16 protein-coding genes and 1 pseudogene are annotated in these 19,684 nt (G+C 35.5%); 7 read left to right on the top strand and 10 right to left on the bottom strand.

What is annotated here, in order from left to right:
* Nucleotides 1-6: 6 nt before the first annotated feature.
* Nucleotides 7-3,162 (top strand): hypothetical protein, encoded by a 3,156-nt coding sequence (locus tag SVZ03_16020; GenBank protein ID MDY6935712.1) that lies wholly within the window; start codon nt 7-9, stop codon nt 3,160-3,162.
* 7 nt (nt 3,163-3,169) lie between these two features.
* Nucleotides 3,170-3,961 carry a DUF481 domain-containing protein gene (locus SVZ03_16015; GenBank protein MDY6935711.1) on the top strand — a complete coding sequence of 264 codons (792 nt, stop codon included), beginning with the start codon at nt 3,170-3,172 and terminating at the stop codon, nt 3,959-3,961.
* 43 nt (nt 3,962-4,004) lie between these two features.
* Here the strand turns inward: SVZ03_16015 and SVZ03_16010 are convergent, their stop codons facing one another.
* From SVZ03_16010 to dctP, 7 genes are all read right to left on the bottom strand, one after another.
* Nucleotides 4,005-4,733 carry a tetratricopeptide repeat protein gene (locus SVZ03_16010; GenBank protein ID MDY6935710.1) on the bottom strand — a complete coding sequence of 243 codons (729 nt, stop codon included), beginning with the start codon at nt 4,731-4,733 and terminating at the stop codon, nt 4,005-4,007.
* A 247-nt stretch (nt 4,734-4,980) separates the two neighbouring features.
* Nucleotides 4,981-5,928: an oligopeptide/dipeptide ABC transporter ATP-binding protein gene (locus tag SVZ03_16005; GenBank protein MDY6935709.1), complete on the bottom strand. Its 948-nt coding sequence runs from the start codon at nt 5,926-5,928 to the stop codon at nt 4,981-4,983.
* A gap of 188 nt (nt 5,929-6,116) precedes the next feature.
* Nucleotides 6,117-6,497 (bottom strand): YbgC/FadM family acyl-CoA thioesterase, encoded by a 381-nt coding sequence (locus tag SVZ03_16000; GenBank protein MDY6935708.1) that lies wholly within the window; start codon nt 6,495-6,497, stop codon nt 6,117-6,119.
* A gap of 146 nt (nt 6,498-6,643) precedes the next feature.
* Nucleotides 6,644-7,885, bottom strand: a complete 1,242-nt coding sequence (locus SVZ03_15995) for an aldo/keto reductase (GenBank protein MDY6935707.1) — start codon at nt 7,883-7,885, stop codon at nt 6,644-6,646.
* Between the two features lie 383 nt (nt 7,886-8,268).
* Nucleotides 8,269-9,570, bottom strand: a complete 1,302-nt coding sequence (locus tag SVZ03_15990; GenBank protein ID MDY6935706.1) for a TRAP transporter large permease subunit — start codon at nt 9,568-9,570, stop codon at nt 8,269-8,271.
* A 129-nt stretch (nt 9,571-9,699) separates the two neighbouring features.
* Complete coding sequence (locus SVZ03_15985; protein ID MDY6935705.1) at nt 9,700-10,266, bottom strand: TRAP transporter small permease; 567 nt, start codon at nt 10,264-10,266, stop codon at nt 9,700-9,702.
* Nucleotides 10,263-11,669, bottom strand: a complete 1,407-nt coding sequence (dctP, locus tag SVZ03_15980) for a TRAP transporter substrate-binding protein DctP (GenBank protein MDY6935704.1) — start codon at nt 11,667-11,669, stop codon at nt 10,263-10,265. Before dctP ends, SVZ03_15985 begins: the two co-directional genes overlap by 4 nt.
* A 1,211-nt stretch (nt 11,670-12,880) precedes the next feature.
* Between dctP and SVZ03_15975 the strand changes: the two genes are divergently transcribed.
* Nucleotides 12,881-14,560, top strand: a complete 1,680-nt coding sequence (locus tag SVZ03_15975; GenBank protein MDY6935703.1) for a response regulator — start codon at nt 12,881-12,883, stop codon at nt 14,558-14,560.
* 3 nt (nt 14,561-14,563) lie between these two features.
* Here SVZ03_15975 and SVZ03_15970 read toward each other — a convergent pair whose 3' ends face one another.
* Nucleotides 14,564-15,526: a lytic transglycosylase domain-containing protein gene (locus SVZ03_15970; protein MDY6935702.1), complete on the bottom strand. Its 963-nt coding sequence runs from the start codon at nt 15,524-15,526 to the stop codon at nt 14,564-14,566.
* Nucleotides 15,527-16,063: 537 nt separating this feature from the next.
* Between SVZ03_15970 and SVZ03_15965 the strand changes: the two genes are divergently transcribed.
* Nucleotides 16,064-16,627 carry a transposase gene (locus SVZ03_15965; GenBank protein MDY6935701.1) on the top strand — a complete coding sequence of 188 codons (564 nt, stop codon included), beginning with the start codon at nt 16,064-16,066 and terminating at the stop codon, nt 16,625-16,627.
* Between the two features lie 219 nt (nt 16,628-16,846).
* Here the strand turns inward: SVZ03_15965 and SVZ03_15960 are convergent.
* Nucleotides 16,847-17,260, bottom strand: a pseudogene (locus SVZ03_15960) (integrase core domain-containing protein).
* A gap of 47 nt (nt 17,261-17,307) precedes the next feature.
* On the opposite strand from SVZ03_15960, the gene SVZ03_15955 reads away from it, so the two are divergent.
* The 3 genes from SVZ03_15955 to SVZ03_15945 all read left to right on the top strand — a co-directional run bounded on the left by SVZ03_15955 (nt 17,308) and on the right by SVZ03_15945 (nt 18,889).
* Nucleotides 17,308-17,736: a hypothetical protein gene (locus tag SVZ03_15955; GenBank protein MDY6935700.1), complete on the top strand. Its 429-nt coding sequence runs from the start codon at nt 17,308-17,310 to the stop codon at nt 17,734-17,736.
* A 69-nt stretch (nt 17,737-17,805) separates the two neighbouring features.
* Nucleotides 17,806-18,132 (top strand): hypothetical protein, encoded by a 327-nt coding sequence (locus tag SVZ03_15950; GenBank protein ID MDY6935699.1) that lies wholly within the window; start codon nt 17,806-17,808, stop codon nt 18,130-18,132.
* A 193-nt stretch (nt 18,133-18,325) separates the two neighbouring features.
* Nucleotides 18,326-18,889 (top strand): transposase, encoded by a 564-nt coding sequence (locus SVZ03_15945; GenBank protein ID MDY6935698.1) that lies wholly within the window; start codon nt 18,326-18,328, stop codon nt 18,887-18,889.
* A gap of 314 nt (nt 18,890-19,203) precedes the next feature.
* Here the strand turns inward: SVZ03_15945 and SVZ03_15940 are convergent.
* The coding region (locus tag SVZ03_15940) for a transposase (protein ID MDY6935697.1) at nt 19,204-19,684 on the bottom strand (481 nt) is incomplete at its 5' end.

The following is a 19,684-nucleotide window of genomic DNA, read 5'->3' as shown; positions in this document are numbered from 1 at the left end:
GAATTTATGGAGAAGGATCAACTTCAATCATTAAAATTAGAAATAAGCAGAAAGACTCAACTATTGCCCTATGAAAGAATCGCCTTTCATAAGATATTGGGAATATTAAAGTCTGAAAATGGAATGAAGATCCTTTTACGAGACATCTACAAGGAGAGTGTTGTAAGAGAAAGCGCGATATCAGTGCTAAAGAATTTCAACAATGATGAGGTTTTAGAATTATTCTTAAGTCTTTTAAATGAAGATATAGAAGATATTGAGAAGATTTACATCTTTGATTATTTAGAGGAGCATAGTTCGGCCAAATGTATAAATAGAATTATCGAATTTATTGAATGCCAAAAGGAAGATCCTGAGGCATACAATCTTATCACAAGAGCTTTTAATGTATTGAGAATAATCGGAGAGGATTCCAAAGAGATTCTCATCTATCTACAAACAATCGTAAATGATAAGGGATCGAAGGATGAGTTGAGAAGCCTGGCAATAATTGCTCTTTCATCCTTTAAAGATATATTTATCTGGGAAGAATTATTAAAGGAGGAGAATGAAGATATAATATATGCGGCATATAAATCAATATCCATGTTATGTGATAGCTTAATTGAAAAAGCACAGAAGAATAAATTAAAGGAGGATGAGCTTTTTACATATCATCCAGAGCTTGAAGAGAAAATTATACTCGATATCAGGGTATTGCTTGGCAAGATGACCTCCTATTTTGACAATTATTCAACAAAAGTAAAAATTGCATTTATCAATGCAATGATTTCGAGTAACCACAGAGAATTTTTAATCTATGTAATGAAGAGCCTTACATCAAATGATGTTGAGCAAATCGATATGACACTTGATCTGTTATTGAATAACATAAAAAAGGTAAGGGATCCTGATAAACTCTTTAGAAATCTTCTGTCCTTTTCTGTGGACTCGCCTAGAGCGAATGAAACCATAGTAGATATATTTGAAAATTTCTTTAGCAATCTCAAGGAGACTAGGAAGAACATGCTCCTTAGAGACAAACTATATAACTATATTATAGTGACTCTTGAAACATATTTTGAGAACTATAGAAAGGAATTTATGGTTTCAGATGTTATTGAGAAGGGATTTCCACAGGTTTTTCAAAACGTCCGCAACTTCATATTAGAGAACTTCACTCATCGATTAAAAAAGAGAATTGTACAATTCCTCAAAGATGACGATAGATCAATGATTCCAAAGATGGTGATTGAGATATCGAAAGAATTGCCATTCCTTGAGGAAGAGCATATTGAAGGTTTTACCAGTCTTATAGAATTGCTCTTTGAAGAGGATGAGAAATCAAGAGAGGTCTCAGCATCGAGAATTGATGATATAAACATTGAGAAGCGTTATTTGAGAGATAGAATTGTCAGGCTATGCAGAATTATTGGGAGATTAAATATTGTTGATGCCGCGTCTCCTCTAGTAATAATCTATAACTTCGTTAAAAAGTATCCTGATATAGTTATTTTAGAAATCTCCACATATACACTCTCCATGCTAAATTATTCATATATCCTCGGCGAGTTAGAAGTAATGTTAACCGCGGGAGATGAAGCAGATCAGAAGAGGGCTATCAGATTTCTGTCATTATACTCTGACCAGAGGGCTCTGAACATAATTCTCGATTTCATAAAGGATAGGGTAAGCGATGATTCTGAGATTGTTGAAAAACTTCTGGAGATACTCCTTCGAATGGATATATCCGGCAACGTTACTACTATTCAAATATTAAAAAGCATCATTGAATCAAATCCCAATCAAAGGATAAGAGGGATAGCAATACCCTGTTTGGGTAAATGCGGTAATGAATCGGATATTGATTATTTAAATGAACTTTTTTATAATCTTCAAGATAATGATATAAAGGCCTCCATTGTTCAGGCTATTGGATTTATTATACATAATTCCCGCAATCTTAATAAGCGCCAAATGATAAAGAGACATCAAGAGTACCTTAAGGAGCCTGGCATACGGGTGAGAATATACTCCTGTTTGCTTTTAATCCAACTTGGCAATAAGGAAGCTCATAAATCAATCATGGATATGATGTCTATAAAAAATAAAGAAATACAGAGAGAAATACTCTCAGTGATGGGCAATCTTAAGTCAGTTGAGTTTGCTTACTTTCTCATCTCTCTCCTTAAGGATGAGTACGCCATTGCAAATGATATAATCCCGGTATTAAAGCTGATACCGGAGGAGGATCTTAAAGAAATCGATCATTTTATCGTGAATATCTTTAAAAAGCATGAAGGAGTAGATTTAGATGCATCTGGGAAAAAAAAGATCGATAAGACATCGAAGCAATTGAAGGGGCTTCACGATGATAATGCTAACATACTTAATATTGAAATCATAAACTATGAAAAGATGATACATAATCTTAATGCAATTGAACTAACCATGGTCTATCAGGAGGTTATTAATTTTATAATATCAGAAGTAAAACAGAACAAAGGCGTTATTACACGCATAACCCAAGGCAGGGTATCATCATATTTCCAAAATTTTTTTTTGGCATCAAACACCGCTTTAAAGATTTACAATGATTTTCAACACTTTAATAAGAGAAGGCTTCCTGAAAAGGGAATTACTGTTTTGATACAAATTATCACGGATAGGATTCAAATAATAAATGAGGAGATGGTAAGCTATCCCGAGTTCAAGATAGAGTTGATGAACTCGCTCCCTTTAAAAAACAGGATTTTAGTGGATGAAAATACCGTAACATTTATGGAAGATAATTTCTATACCGAGTTGGTACCTGAGCTAATAGTAAAAGAGAATGGAGCCAATTTGAAATTTTTTGAACTAATAAGCCCTATCAATCTCACCACCATTTCAGAGGACATCCTGCGGGAACTTAAGAAGAAGGAACAGGAGAAGATTGAACAGGATATGCAGCTTGAGGTTGAATTGAAAAAGAGAAAACTGGAGCGAAGATCCACTACTGCTGTAGCTTATGCACAGACATTGGATGATATTGGCAGAATGCTGAAAAGCGATCTTGAAGAGATAGATATGTACATTCAGAAGAGGACTACCGATGGGGAACTAATCAAGAATACGCATAAAATGCTTGATAAAGCATATAAAAGATTTTTTATTGAAAAATCTAAATTATTCATTGAGTAGGAAGAATATGAGATCAATAATTGTTGTGATTTATTTATTAACGATAATTATAGCTTCCGCTACAATTGCACACTCAGAAGAGAATGAGGAGGAGTCATTTTTAGGGAAATGCTTCTCCTTTGTTCCTAAGGAGAAGAAGGGGCCAGATGAAAAAAAATGGTTTTATACCCTCTCTGGCTGGTATAACAAAAAGGAGGGCAACACAAATACACTTAACACCAATTTTGCTTCAAGTTTGGAAATGAACAACAATATTTCAAGTTTTATTATATCCTATGCTGCCTTCTATGAAGAAGTCGATAAAGAGAGAAATGAGAACAAGGGTACTGGGATAATCAAATTTGATCATTATATTACTAACAGAATTGAATTATTTATCTTCTCACAATCGGATTTTAACAAAGAAACCCTGCTGGATCACAGAAACAATACTGGAACAGGCGCTAAACTCGATTTTATCAGGAATGAAATTCTTACTCTGGATATTAGCGCTGCTTTTCTCTACCAATATGAAAACTATAAATCAGAGAGTTCCACTGATGATTATAGATGGTCTGTGAGATTTAGAATAAAATTTTCCCCAATTGATATAATAAAGTGCGGTTATACCTATTTCTATATACCTAAAATAGATGATCGTATGAGTTATAGACTTGATCTGGATACCTTCATAAGCATAGTAGTTGCTAAAAATCTCTCCTTTAAAATAGGATATACTAATCAATATAACAAAAATGCTATTGAGGGGACTAAAAAAACTGATGAAAACCTATACTCTCAGATTAGTATTCATCTATAGAATAATCTCTCTTTCCTCATATGCCTATTCAATTGTTATCCCTCTATCTTTCGATGAATCTTCTGCATAGATCCAGTTTATGCTTAATAAGACCCACGGAGTTGGTTAAAAAGAATTTATCGTTCTTATACTTCAGTAGGATATTGTACTCGTCATAGGCAGTTTGGTAGTCCTGAAGCTTATAGGCGCACTCAGCATAATAATAGTGCAGGGATATATCATACTCTGAGCCAGGAGCAATTGATTTAATCTGGACTATAGATTTATAATATTCCTTTCTCTTATAATGCAGCTTAGCCATACCGAGGAGGCCTCTCCCGTTTCTGGGTTTCAGATTCAGGGATGCCTCATAATACTTTTTTGCCATCTCGAGCTGATTCCTATCGAAATATATGTCCCCGATCAATGAAAAGACTCTCAACTCTTTATTGTTCCTGGCCAGCGCTTTTCTATAATACTCAATCGCAATATCGTCCTTATTTGACCTCTGGTAGATATATCCTATTTGAATATAGGTCTTTGAGTATTCAGGGAATATCTCCATGGCCTTTCTCAGGTTTAATAGGGCCATTTTATAGTCTGTGAGGTGGATATGACAAATGCCAATATTGTACCTGTAGGGATAGAAGAGGGGTGCGTGGGTTAGGCCCTCGCTTAGCTCCTTTGCTGCGCTTTGGTAATTACCTTCTCCCATTAGTTTCGCTGCCCTGTTGTTGAGGGTCGCTGCTCTGCTCCCACCTGTGCAATAGATTACATCATTTTTTGAATACATCCTCTCCTTGGGTTCTATTTGGGGAGGAGTCCTATTCGCTAATCTTAATAAAAGGAGTAAGCCTTCATCCTCTTCGTTAGCGAAAACTTCTGTAGGTGAGTATGCGGATAAGAGTGTTATTGTTATGTAAATAAATAAAAATGGATTAGGTTTAATGATGAACATCTTCACAATACAGCCGTATATAATTAGTCACTTGCTGATTCCTATTATTCTAAAGAGGTTAGTCATTCGGATTGGTATATTATCAGTAGAGGTGGCAGGCCACCTTGCCACCTCCAATATCTTTCATTTCAGGATATTCCCTTTTGCAGATATTCAATACATTGGGGCAGCGTGGATGGAAATAACAACCCTTTGGAGGATTCTCTGGTGAAGGGATCTCCCCAGAAAGAACTTGAAAACCATGCTTGATCGGTTTGTTGTCCGGGATCGATTGCAGTAGGCTTTGTGTATATGGATGAAAGGGATTGTTGTAGAGTTCCCTTTTAAAATTCATCTCCACAATCCTGCCAACATACATAACAATTACCCTATTGCTAATATGCTCTACAACTGCAAGGTCATGAGCCACAAAAAGATAGGTGAGATTAAACGTATCCTGCAGATCAGAAAGAAGATTCAATATTTGACCCTGAATTGAGACATCAAGGGCGGATACAGGCTCATCGAGTATTATAAATTTTGGATTCATGGCTATGGCCCTGGCTATGCCTATGCGCTGTCTCTGCCCACCGCTAAACTCATGGGGATATCTATTGGATTGCTCAATGTCCAATCCAACAATTTGCAGCAGTTCCTTCAGTTTCTCCTGTATCTCCTTTTTATTCATATTGGTGTGAATCTTTAACGGTTCTGTGACAATTTTCCCTACAGTCATCCTCGGATTAAGCGATCCATAGGGATCCTGGAAGACTATCTGCATATTTTTTCTGAATCTTCTCAGTTCCTTTCCCGATAGTCTATTAATACTCGTATCATTGATAAATATATCGCCTGAATCCGGTTCAATCAGCCTTAGTATTGCCCTGGCAGCAGTGGTTTTCCCGCTTCCACTCTCCCCAACCAATCCAAGGGTTTCCCCTTCAGATATAGTGAAACTAATATCATCCACTGCCTTAATTATACCAGCCTTATCAAAAAGGCCGCTTTTTCTCGTGTGAAAATATTTTTTTAAACCCTGTACATTGACCATTTAACTAATCTCAAAGCATTTATGATTTAATATACTGCATATTCCTTTGAAACGTAATCCATTCATATAGAACAACGAATAGATACAAAGAATCCTAAACTGGCAATGAATATAATGATCTAACATCGATCAATGAAATGATAGTCTATAATATTTTTTTCATATCGTCAAGATATTTGACGATGTCATCATGGAAAGAGACCCTTAGGGAATTCCCTAAGCTCAAGGTTAGTATCCAGGCAAACTAGATCAACAACGGCTTCAGTTATCACTTTACCATTTAGCTCTATGCGCTGTCCTATTTTCTTGCGATATTCACTTCCACCCTCAGCCATATCAGTTACGACCCGACATATGTCCCCAAGCCTTGCCGCATTCTTGAACTTAATCTCTATCTGATAAACAGCAAAATTGTACCCCTCGCGGTTCCACTCTACAACGGATTTACCCAGAGAGTCGATGAAATCTGTTCTACCCCTCTCCAAAAACCTGAGGTAGTTAGCATGATACACAACCCCGAGACAGTCCGTGTCTTCATAATAAACCTTAATCTCAATTCTCTTTTCCACGTTTTATCCTCCAAACTGTTGAAAAGATGAGAATTTATAAATTCGATTAAGTCAAGAAAAATCTGTGAGAATAATTGTTAATACTTATAATCCTCCCTCAGTTAACATTATATAGTTTATCATGAAAACGATATTATACAAATCAATCATTTATTTTGTCTTTCCAACCTTCGAGCCCTGCGCAGACTTCTCCACCTCTGAATTCCCATAACATGCCTTGCAATCCGAACAACAGGCTTCATCCACCATACCTCTAAATCTACCACCACATCCTTAAGAAGCTCTGGAATTGGCAGATGTTGGGGGCAAACCTTTTCACATTTCCCACAATCCTTGCATAAAGAGGCATAGGATGGTTCCTCAGTCATCACATCCCCTAACCAAGCTAAATACATAAGCCTTGACATCCCTCTGTTACCAAATACATTCATATTATTATAAATCTCAAAGCACATGGGAATATTCACTCCTTCCGGACAGGGCATACAGTAGCGGCATCCTGTGCATCCTACACTCATCAAATCTCGATACCTATTCTTAACAGTGTTTATCAAATTCAATTCCTCATCATTGAGAGAGTTAGGGTAAGCCTCATTGGCGATCCTTATATTCTCATCAATATGCATTTCATCATTCATCCCTGAAAGAACAGTAGTAACCTCAGGATGATCCCATACCCAGCGAAAAGCCCATTCAGCGGGTGTGCGCTTTATATTTGCTTCATCCCAAATATCTTTGATTGATTGTGGTACATTTAATGTAAGATTCCCACCTCGTAGTGGCTCCATAATGATCACTCCCAATCTCTTTGCGGCTGCATACTCAAGACCCTCTTTCCCAGCCTGATTTTGCTCATCAAGGTAATTATACTGGATTTGACATACCTCCCAATCATAAGCATCGACAATCTCTTTAAATATATCCTTATCTCCATGAAACGAAAAACCTAGGTTAATGACTTTCCCTTTCTTTCGGGCATCATCAAGAAATTTGAAAACATCATATTGTTTTATCATTTCCCAACTCCTTCCATCAAGACCATGCAAAAGATAGTAATCAATATGATCGGTGTTAAGTCTATCAAGTTGAGAATTAAGCAATCGATCCATATCCATATGCGTCTTCACATACATAGGCAGCAATTTTGTCGCAAGTTTTACTTTATCCCTATATCCATTGGCAAGCACCAATCCGAGAAAGGGTTCGCTTGCCCCCATGTGATAGGGCATCGCTGTATCAATGTAATTTACTCCATGATCGATTGCATAATGAATTTGTTTGGAAGCCCGCTTCTCATCAATTTTTCTGCCCTTCTCCGGCAATCGCATGCAACCAAATCCAAGTATTGAAAGCTCATCTCCTGTCTTTGGAATTTTACGGTATAACATTAGCATCACCCACTTCTAATTATTGTCGTTACTGTAGGAACTACTTTCATCGTAATTCTTCTATAATCCAATAGAATTACCTTGTGATTGGCAACCATTTTTACTCCAAAATGTGAAAAACTAGATTCTTCTGTATTGAGATTTAATTAACAATTTATATTGGGGTTTTGAACTAAAGAAGGATTAGTAATTACATTTGATGTTGGCATGTCTGCTCAGAGAGCCATATGATTAGTAGCAGGTTCACTGAGGATAGACTAATGTTCACCCAATGTCCAAATATTTTCTATAAATTCTAATGATGGATTCCATACAATAAGATAAATATAAAAATTTATATAACCAATATGATCCGGCAACAATCAGCCTTATGCATTATAACACTATATTGTAAATTTGATAAGCTCCTTTGTCATACCCAAAAATCGGGGAAGCCATAATGTAAGATCAGGCCAATAGGTGATAACTACAAGCCCTATAATCTGGGCAATAAGGCCTGGAATTGCAGCTCTCCATAAGGTCTCGAGGGGTTTTCGGAATCTGAAAGAACCAACAAATAGATTGAAACCAATTGGCGGTGTGCTATATCCTATCTCCAGATTCCATAAAAAGATAACTGCAAAGTGAAGGGGAGCAATATCATATCCTTTAGCCACTGGAAGTAGTAGTGGAACCATCACCAATATTGCGCTGAATATATCCATAAGGCAACCGGTAATGAGTAATATGATATTTAAAAACAAAAGAAAAACAATGCGGCTTGAAATAAATCCTTGTATAAATTCTAAGGCCCTTTGTGGTATATAATTGTCAATTAAGAAGTTAGAAAGCGTAAGCGCTGATGTCATTACTGCAAAAATGGCACCGAAAAGCAGCATACTATTCAATGCTGCTCTCTTAAAATCTACAAGATTGACTTCTCTACGCAATAAACATTGTGTTATGATAACATAAATGAGGGTAATTATGGCCACTTCTACAATAGACATCCAACCAGTAAATATACCGCCAATAATCAAAAAGGGTAAGGGAATTTCAAAACTTATATCCTTTAATGATTTCATGGCCTTTTGGTATGAAAAGGGCGTTGATTCTACTCTCCCCATAATAGCATTTATTATGCAATACACGAGAAAGATACTCACAACTATTATTCCTGGTATAAAGGCTGCTACAAAAAGAGTATCTATTGATATATAGGCTATAAATCCAAGAATAATAACGGGTAGACTGGGAGGGAAAAGCATGCCTCCACCCCCAAAGACTGTGCAGATGCCCAGGGAAAATTTAGTATTATATCCAGCTTTTAACAAAGCAGCGTAGTATATTCCACCAAGCGCCATCACAGCTATGGCTGAGCCACCACTGATAGCGCTAAATGCTGTGTAGGATATAATCGTTGTTATCGCTAATCCACCAGGTAGCCATCCCAACCAATTATCAGCAAAATCTGCTATTCTCTGAGATGTTTTGCTATAGGTTAATATGTAACCCATAAATGTAAAAAGCGGCAAAGCGATTAAGCCAGGCGCTTTTATCATGGTTGACACCTGGGTTATCATTGCCTGAAGAGGGACATCAGCAACATAGTGGAAAAATACTGACGGCAACAAGCCCAGTGTGGCGAATAGTGGAGTGCCAATAAAAGCAGTAAGTAGAATAATAATAGTAATAAAAGCAATCACCTTATCCTCCTCTCAAAAGAAGTACATAATTAGCCCTATTGAGAATGCCTTACAGCACCTATGCTCATAATCCTGACTATTGGTGAAATATGCACCTTCATTCATAGACACCTTAATAAATTTAGGGTGTTATAATAATTTCATTAGGGCTGTAAATAAAAACCTGACCCCGCTAGCGATATAGAAATATAGCACTATGATAAAAAATGGCCAAATCGCATAACCATATGACGATCTCAAATCATTCTGAATTAGAGTGTTAATATATTGTAATGAGGCATATGCAAACACAATACATAGGATCAACGCAGTCAAGTATGACGCTATCCTAAAAACCCTTGTTATAATCCTGTTCTTGTCCTTTATTAAGCGAACTAAATCTATGCGAAAATGCTCAAGACGCGAAGTCGCAAGCACAGCTCCTAGAAAACCAGCCCATAACATGGCATACATGGTAAGCTCCCCCATCCAGGCAAATCCAATTGTAAAGAATACCCTCAGAAACCATTCCAAAAAAGCTCCTAAACACATTACGAATAAGCATATGTAGAGGGCCATTCTCTCTATTGTCATAATCCTTTCGTTTATAAGCTGCAACCTTCCCTTCCATCCTGGAAGCCTTTCGAAGGTGTCAAAATTCACTTCATGATCACTCTCTGTATTATTGTGCATTCTATTACCCTCTTCTATCATCATACTCCCTTATGAAATCCCTTGTATCTCTTCGATTCGATCAGTTTTAAATACTCATTAATCCTCAATTTTAAGGCTGCATGTGAACCATATAGCTTCTTCACACAATCCATATGTTTTGTGAACAACTCATCCACAATTGCCCTAACAAAGAATGAGTTCATCCAATTTCTTAACTGCTTAGGATTGCCACTTTTGATATATTTTTCACATGCAACTATCCAATCGTATAATCTCCACTTTTCAATTATATTCCTCTTTTCAAGCGCCAGTATCTCAGCTTTTGAACCACTGTCGCGGTAAGCCTTAAGAGCCCTCTCAATTGTCAATAAAGTCTTCTTAAAATTTTTGTAGGTTGGATCTCTTTCATAGATTCGTTTCTCAATTGGATTGCCTGATTTATATTCCTTCACAGCCTTTAATATTTTATTATAGTATTTTCTCTTTTCCTTATCAGTGCCCAGATATTCTTCTCGATATTTGTATACTAACTCCTTTATACTTTTCAATTCATCGGGTTTAACAACAACAATCTTGCTTCCATAATCACACATGGCCTTGAGAAAGGCGTCATCTGCATCGCGCATAAAACCGCTAAAAACATAATAGAAGAAAGGATGTGATCCAACGAGAAAGGTTTTAAAATCCCATGGAAGCTTCGACCATCTCTCCTTTGTTAAAACCATAGCAGCGCAGCCAAATCTGATCGTTGGTTCCATTATATAGGTTAGTGCAGTATATATCTGAGCGCCTGCATTGAAGATTGATGGTGAGATTACAGAATCAAGCAATCCGGCTTTTGCTCGTGTAAAATATTCAGGGGGTTGAAAGTTTACTTGTGGAATCCCAAGCGCCTTAAAAAATGTATCATCAGGCCCACCAGTATAGTTCCCCCCCTTCATAGCCCTTAATTTTTTTATTGTCAGATAGGGTTCTCTCATATAAAGATCATGTCTACCTTCTGTTAACATGGATAAGCAAATCCAGTTCTTTTCATAATATAAATCAGTAAATTCTTTCAACCTTCTCATCACAAAATCAAACTGCCCTAAGGTCTCAATAAGATATGCCATTCCAGCAACCTCTATACCCTTTGCAATTGACGGAGTGCCATTTATTGAACTCCCAACAACATCTAATTGACCCATTCTTGCTTTCTGAAGCATTTGCAAGTCATCTCCCATTACGCCCCCATAGTAAACGAGCAGTTTTAACGTATGACCTAAATTCTTGGCTGCTTCAGAATAAAAAGGTTTAAAAAAATCATCAAGTATCAATCCCCCGATTGTTTCCTTTGGACCAAGTGTTCCTAGCTTTAGCTTTATCTGTTCCGCAAATCCCAATGTTGTCACTGAACATGAGATACATAAGACAATAACTCGAAACAGGTATAAAAAACTTTTCATAATATACTCTCCTTAAACTTATATATTTTTAAAAGGATATGAATTATATTAATAAACTCATACATATACCTCAGTATATTCAGCTATTTATTCATTTATTTGCTAATAAGAGAGTATAATTCCTATAGGCGGGTGAGATGTGTGATAAGGGTCATCTCTTATCTTCGCAACTTAAGCTTGTTGTTTAATCTAATAATTTATTTATTGCTAACGTTTCTGTTAAAATCAAAATCCGAGATATCAATGCTGATATACTATTTCAGGAGATAATAGCAAATTTCGGAAGATGAAATACCTAAAGTAGTATTTCTTTTCGATAACGTCATTACTTCTGCATTGTTTGATAAAATGCTTCTTTGCATAAGTTTGCGATGGCTAAGGTGTTTGGTAGTTTTAATTAATTACAAAAGTATTTTAACCTCCACATTTACCCTGTAAATAATTTTAAATTCATTCCTAAATCGTAACCGTTTAAAAATTATGGATTATTAATAAATACATCAGCAAGTGAACCATACCGTCCAGACTTTTTAACACATGTTAAACAACAAAATATTTACAGCATAAAAAGTCAAGAAAATATTAAAATATTGATAATCCAATTTTAAAATTGTTCTTTCTCATTATGAAATGCGTAATAATACTCTATCAGCATAATATGCAGCTGACAAGCGAAGATATCTATATCAGTCTCACTAAATCCTTCAGGAATCAAATCCAGCGTCATATTCATGATTATTCACTTCATCTTAGTACTTCAGCTAAGATTATATTGTTACAATTCTATACTTCCTCCAAGGGGATTATTGGCCAGAATAATTCTTGCCTTTTGCTGAAATTACAATTACACTAAAATAGTAAATATAGCGGTTGTATTGTTATGCATGTCTTGGTGATTCGAGAGGGCGAATTATTTCAATAACAGAGGCAACTATTGTTGTGTGATAATTATGTTTAATTTCATTATAGGGAATTTTAAGAAATATGTTGATATAACTCACAGCAAAAGATATCAACATTTTCATGAATATATTTCATGATACTTTGCCAATATATGTTACAAAGTAATTCATGAAATGAGTGAATCCCTCTTGAGGATTGTTTTATAAATTAAGCATAATTTCATACCCAAGGCTTCTTCCCCCACTTCCTCCAAACATGCCAATAGGTTGATCAGTAAAATCGTTTTCTAAATAATTAAAGGTGTTGAAATGAAGGATATTAGAAAAACGAAAAAGCAGTTGATTGATGAAGTAGAGGTGCTGAGGAAACAACTCGCTGAACTAAAGATATCGGGAAGCAAGACTAACCAGAAAGGAAGTAGGTTATATCAAGATGATAGATTATACCGTCTGCTTGCGGATAACGTTTCAGATGTAATCTGGACAACAGATATAAATCTTCGCATAACATATACTAGCCCTTCTATTATGAATTTAACAGGTTATTGGGTTGATGAGATCATAGGGCATGGTGTTGATAAGATATTGACAGAGGAATCACTATCAACTGCATTAAAAGCATTAGAAGATGCATTGTCTTTAGAATATAATAGAAAAAAGGATGCATCAAGTTCGCGAGTATTAAAACTTAAGATGATTCATAAAAATGGATCAACAATCTCTGCAGAAGTCTTAGTTACATTTTTACGTAACTCTGATGATAGTCCTGTTGGTATAATTGGAGTAACCCGCGATATAACAAAGCGCATACAGATAGAGGAAGAGAAGAAGCAATTGGAATCAAAACTTTATCGTGCTGAAAAAATGGAAGCCATCAGTATTCTTGCCGGAGGTGTCGCTCATGATCTCAACAATGTATTAAGTGGAATAATTAGTTATCCTAAATTATTACTAATGGATATGGCAGAGGATGATCCACTAAGGGAGGATATTACTATCATCCAGCAATCTGGACAAAAAGCAGCTGCAATTGTGCAGGATATGTTAATATTATCAAGAAGGGGGATCCATATTACAGATGTTGTGAATTTAAATAGCATTATCAATACATACCTTCTAAGTCCAGAGCATGCAAAGCTAATTGAATATCACCCAAATGTTCATTTTGAAGTAGATATTGAACCAGATCTGTTTAATATTCTTGGTTCTCCTACACATATATCAAAAATTGTTATGAATTTAGCCTCAAATGCTGCTGAGGCGTTACCAAATGGAGGGATAGTAGTTTTATCTACAAGGCATCAATACATTGATATACCTTTAAAGGGTTACGAAAACGTAGAGAAAGGGGATTATGTTCTTTTCCAAGTTTCGGACAATGGCGTAGGTATCTCTGATAGCGATTTAGAAAGAATATTTGAGCCCTTTTATACAAAAAAGGTAATGGGTAGAAGCGGTACAGGTTTAGGTGTAGCAGTAGTGTGGGCAATTGTTAAGGATCATAAAGGATATATTGATATTCAAAGCCAAGTAGGAGAAGGCACAACTTTTTATATCTATTTTCCCATTACAAAGGAAGAATCAATCAATGACGAATCCGATACATCCAATAAGGATGAGGTCGAAAGTGGGACAATATTAGTAGTTGATGATGTTAGTGAACAGAGAAAAATTGTATGTAAAATGCTCTCCAGACTGGGGTACTCTGTTGCAAGCGTTTCAAAGGGTGAAGATGCTATAGAATATATAAGGGAAATGCCAGTTGATTTGTTGTTTTTAGATATGATAATGGATCCAGGAATAGATGGCCTTGATACATATAAAAAAATACTTAAACTGTATCCTAAACAAAAAGCAATAATAACTAGCGGATATTATAAAACTGATCGGGTAAAAGAGGCAGAAAAATTGGGAGCAGGGGTGTTTATTGGGAAGCCATTTATTATAGAAAAAATTAGGGCAGCCATAAGAAGGGAGTTAAAAAAATAATAGTTACAGTGTCTTTGTTGGCACCCTGAAGCTATATTCTCTGTAATATGGGGGGATGGCATTTCGAATTAGTTCTGGATTTAATTTTCTAATAGTGGCAAGAGGCACACCTGTAATCTTTGACACATGTCGCATATTGACAGGATATTTAAGAACAATACTTTCCGTATCAAACTTTTCAATGTCTTTCATCTCTTCATGGATACCAAAGAGTTTCTGGTTTTTATATATCAGCATTAACGCTGCGTAACGGGATACATATTCCTTTGTTTCTGTTTTAAGTGTATTAGTTTTCTTGAGTTTCCAGAAATCATTGATGCCAGTTTTGTTAATAGCCCTCCTAACACGACCTCCTCCACCGTTATATGCTGCCAGAGAGAGTTCCCAAGAATCGAAAATCCAATATAGATTTCTAAGATGGCGAATAGCTGCATTGGTTGACTTTACAATATCCCTACGTTCATCTATCCACTTATCGTTTTTCAACCCGAGTCTTCTTGATGTAGGTCTGATAAATTGCCACAGACCTACTGCCCTGCTTCTGGATATTGCGTAGGGATTGAAACCACTCTCTAAAAGAGGAAGAAGCATTATATCTTTTGGTATGCTAGGGTATTTATCGAATTCATTTTTTATAATATCAATGTATAAATAGGATCTCCTGATAGCTCGTTTTACATGATCGCGCTTTTTCGTAAGATAGATGTAGAGTAACGTTCTCACCTCTTTTCTCCTGCATATTGAGAGGTCATTTATGGATTCAAAAAAATTCTTATCGTTTAATGTGGGGAGAGTTATTGTATCTTCATCAGGGTTATATTTTATTATTTTTTTTAGTCCTTCTTCCCTATAAGTTGCATCCTCAAATAGATTGAATAGATTCCAACAGAGGGTTTTCCTATCTATACAAGTCAAGGCTGAAAAACTAATTGTAGCCAGCGTTGTGCTAATGATTATTCTTTTCATAAAAATAACTCTTAGGCAAGTGTTTAGCCAAATAAAAAAAATTAGAATATATGTCAAACGTTTTTTTTGTTTTTATTATGTCTCAATAATTTTTGGTTCATGCAGCATTTTTCCTAAAAGAATCCATATTCCCCCAGGAGGGAACATGTTTCAGTTTTCGCAAATCAAAATTATAAAAGGAGTGTCTATGAATTAAGAAAATATAATAATTTAAACAAAGGTTGGACAAACAAGACTGGTATGTAATGAGAAAACGCCTATTTAAGTCTTCCTGAAGAAGTCAATAGCATTAAATATTTGAGAGTTTTTTTGACATAATGCTTGCTTTATATGCAAGTAAAATGTAATAAACAGGTCAAAATCCTTGCATATGGAGTAAAGATGTACCGGAAGAAATCATTGGAACAACTCGAATTTGAAAATTATTATCTTCCCTTTGGAGGCAAGCTTAGATGTGACAACAAATGGGTAAAACCTTCAAAGCTGATCCCATGAAAAGAGATAGAAAAGATATATCCAAATAGATTTTCAAAACATATGAGAGCCCCAGCCAAACCATTAAGGATTGCCCTCGGAGCATTGATAATAAAAGAGCGTAGTGGATTTACAGATGAGGAGACAGTAGAGCAGATACGAGAGAATCCATATTTACAGTATTTCATTGGATTAAGTGAGTATACAGATGATTATCCTTTCGATCCGTCAATGATGGTACACTTCAGAAAGCGTTTAAGCGGAGATATCCTGAATGGTATAAACGAATTAACAATAGGTAATGATAAGAATAATGGTGATCCACAAGATAATATTTTAGATGTTGATAATGATAAGATTGAGGATACTGAAGACAAGAATAAAGGCAAATTGATACTTGATGCCACATGCGCGCCATCAGATATAAGGTATCCGACGGATTTATCATTATTAAATGAGGCCAGGGAGAAACTTGAGCTAATAATAGATGTATTACATAATCCGCTTAAGGTTAAGGAGAAGAAGCCACGGACATACAGGGGAAAGGCAAGAGTAGATTACTTAAAGTTAGCGAAGAAGCGCAAAAAGACACATAAAGAGATAAGGAAATCAAAGGGTAAGCAATAACGTTATATATCACGTGATTTAAGGCATATAGCTGAGCTTTTATTTTCATTATCATTATTATCGAAAAGACAACAAAGTGATTTACTTGTAATAAATGAATTTTACAGACAACAGAAAGAGATGTATGATAAAAGAAGGACAAAAATCGATGTACTAGCCAGCATTTAATCTGACACTCTCGTTTCCTTTTATTGTCTGTAATTTATTATCCAGCATTTTTTATAGAGCAATATTCTTCGAACCTAGAAATGTTTGCATAGACGTTTTTCCGTAACAATACTTGCCAGTATGTGACCTCTCATCATTATATTCTTTTATCCAATCGTCAAGATCTTCTTGTAACTCCTCTAAATCTCTGTAAATCTTTTTTCTAAAAGCAACGCGATAAAATTCACTCAACACAGTCTTATGAAATCTTTCACAAATGCCATTCGATTAAGGGCTTCTGGCTTTTGTTTTAGAATGATCAATATTTTCAACTGCTAAATACAACTAATATTTATGGTTTTCCATTTTCCCACAATACTCAGTCCCTATATCTGTTAATATCCTCAAAAGGGGAATCTCTTGCTCCTCAAAAAATGGCAACACTCTATCGTTTAAAATATCCGCAGCTGTAATAGCAGTTTTAGTCCTAAAACAAGCGTATAATTCCTGCTATAAAAATTAAAATTCTTGAAATGCTCACCTATTCAGGAGTTAATGTTAATGATAAGAAATATACTTCCGAAAAAGGAGCATTTCAAGAGAAATATAATTTAGAAGAAGTGATAAAAAAATACAAGGATAATTTGGAAATTCGATTGGCTAATGACAATAAAGAAAGCGAATCGCCAATATTTTCAGCATCAAATATAGATTATGACATCTCAGGCAGAGTATCTTCCATACACTGTGGCGGCATAGGAGTAGTAGATCAGTTAGCAAGAAGCATCAATTTACCTGAGCAGATAAATGTCAGGCTTGAACTATTACAGCGTCATAAGCCCTATTTTGAATCAGATCACATCCTTAACATTGCATATAACATAGTATGCGGGGGTAGCTGTCTTAAAGATATTGAGCTGCTTAGGAATAACATTACCTGCCTGAATGCGCTTGGAGCATAGAGGATACCTGATCCGACAACGGCTGGTGATTTTTTAAGAAGATTTAAAGAAGCTGATATTCATAAATTGATGAACATATTCAATGAAGCAAACATAAAGATATGGGATATTACCCTTGATGAGAAATCTCGTCGTTATGGCATAGTCGATATTGACGGCAAGATTCAGAAGACATATGGAGAATGCAAAGAAGGAATGGATATGTCTTATAAAAGTATATGGGGATTCTCAACACTTGCGTTAACGGAAGCTATTACTGGATCACATCTGTATGTAGTGAACCGCCCTGGGAATAACCTGTCACAGGAAGGCGCTGAGGAATGGATAGACAAATCAATAAAGCTGGTAAGAAGACCTTTGATGATGTTTATCTGCATGGAGACAGCGCGCCTTTAGTTTGACATGGAAGTTTGACGAATGGACAGAGAGTGGCGCTAAATTTATATTTGGCTATGATGCTTTTCAAAATTTAATCCATAAAGCTGATTTATTAGAGGAAAACCAGTGGAAAAGGCTTGATAAGCCTTAAAAAAAGAGAAGTAAAGGCAAAGGTAGGAAAAAGAAACACAGAGTAAAAAGGGATGTTGTAGTGAGAAGGGAATACGAGACAATAACGCAGAAGGAGCGATATGTTGGGGAGTTTAGATATAAGCCGGTTAAATGCAAGAAAGAGTACAGGGTAATAGTGTTAAAGAAGATTGTTAATGTAACTAAAGGTCAGCAGTTATTATTTGAGGATTGCAGATATATGTTTTACATCACAAACATATATGATAAGTCAGCGAAAAATCTACTACATTTTATACATGGACGCTGCGATCATGAAAATAAGATTAAACAATTGTCCAATGGAATTCATGCGCTAAAAATGCCTGCGGCAGAATTTAAAGCGAACTGGGCATATATGGTAATTTGCTCTCTTGCCTGGAATTTGAAATCCTGGATGGGACTGCTAATTCCGGATTGTGTTCAAGAAAATAAAATAATCAATTGTGAATTTAAAAGTTTTCAAAACAAACTGATAAACATTCCATGCCAGATATTAAATACAGGGAGAAAAATAATATATCGTTTTCTTAACTATAATTCCATTATAAAAAATCTTCTCAGTGTTTTTCAAGCAGTAAAGAGGTTGAGATTTTCGTCTACATAAAATAAGTCCTTTGGTTTAATGACTATGACTATTTTGAGGAGTAGGTGTGTTCCAAAAATCGACTAATTCCATATTTAATGAAAATAATGAAAAAATATCATCAATATACATAAGGGAACCTCTATAAATTAAATTATTGAGTGTATTTTACTTATTATTTTAACCAAGGTTAACGTTTTTTCTTTTTTTTCCATATAATAATCCGATTTTAAAAGATATAATCCCGTTATCATATGCCACAATGATATCATTGGTCCTCAACTAGTGCTACTAACAGTCAGCTATGATGCAAAAAAACAATATCTTCTCATATTTTAAATCAAGTTAATCATTCCTATTGATTCTTCAGCTCTATCGATTCCGATACTACGGATATTATCACCTTTCATCCAGTACATCATACCAAATACATGCTCTACCCGTGCTCTTACTTTTGATTTATTTGTGTTTTTCCTTTTTTGAAGTTTTGTTAACGGTTTATTGCGATAACCTTTTTCATGTATATTACTTTTGAATCCAGCCTTGCTTAATTTTTCTTCAATCTCTTCAGAACAATATGCACTATCCCCCCGTACAGATTCATTCTCTACACGGGGTTTTCCCAAAATGTCAAACATTGGTTGTGAGTCATGCACTTCTGCTGACGTTACTTTGTAATTGAGAATAAATTTCCTTTTTTCTATCTGCCGAGATATGATTCTTGTATCCATAATACTTTTGATCGTTTTTCTTTGTCCATCTGGCATCAACATCTTTTTGGCATTTTTTATTATCTTCCCATCCTTCTGGATGTTT

The sequence above is a fragment of the Spirochaetota bacterium genome, assembly GCA_034190085.1.
Taxonomy (GTDB): Bacteria; Spirochaetota; UBA4802; order UBA4802; family JAFGDQ01; genus JAXHTS01.
The sequence above is the reverse complement of the archived record's forward strand: the minus strand, read 5'-3'. Positions and strand labels throughout refer to the sequence as shown.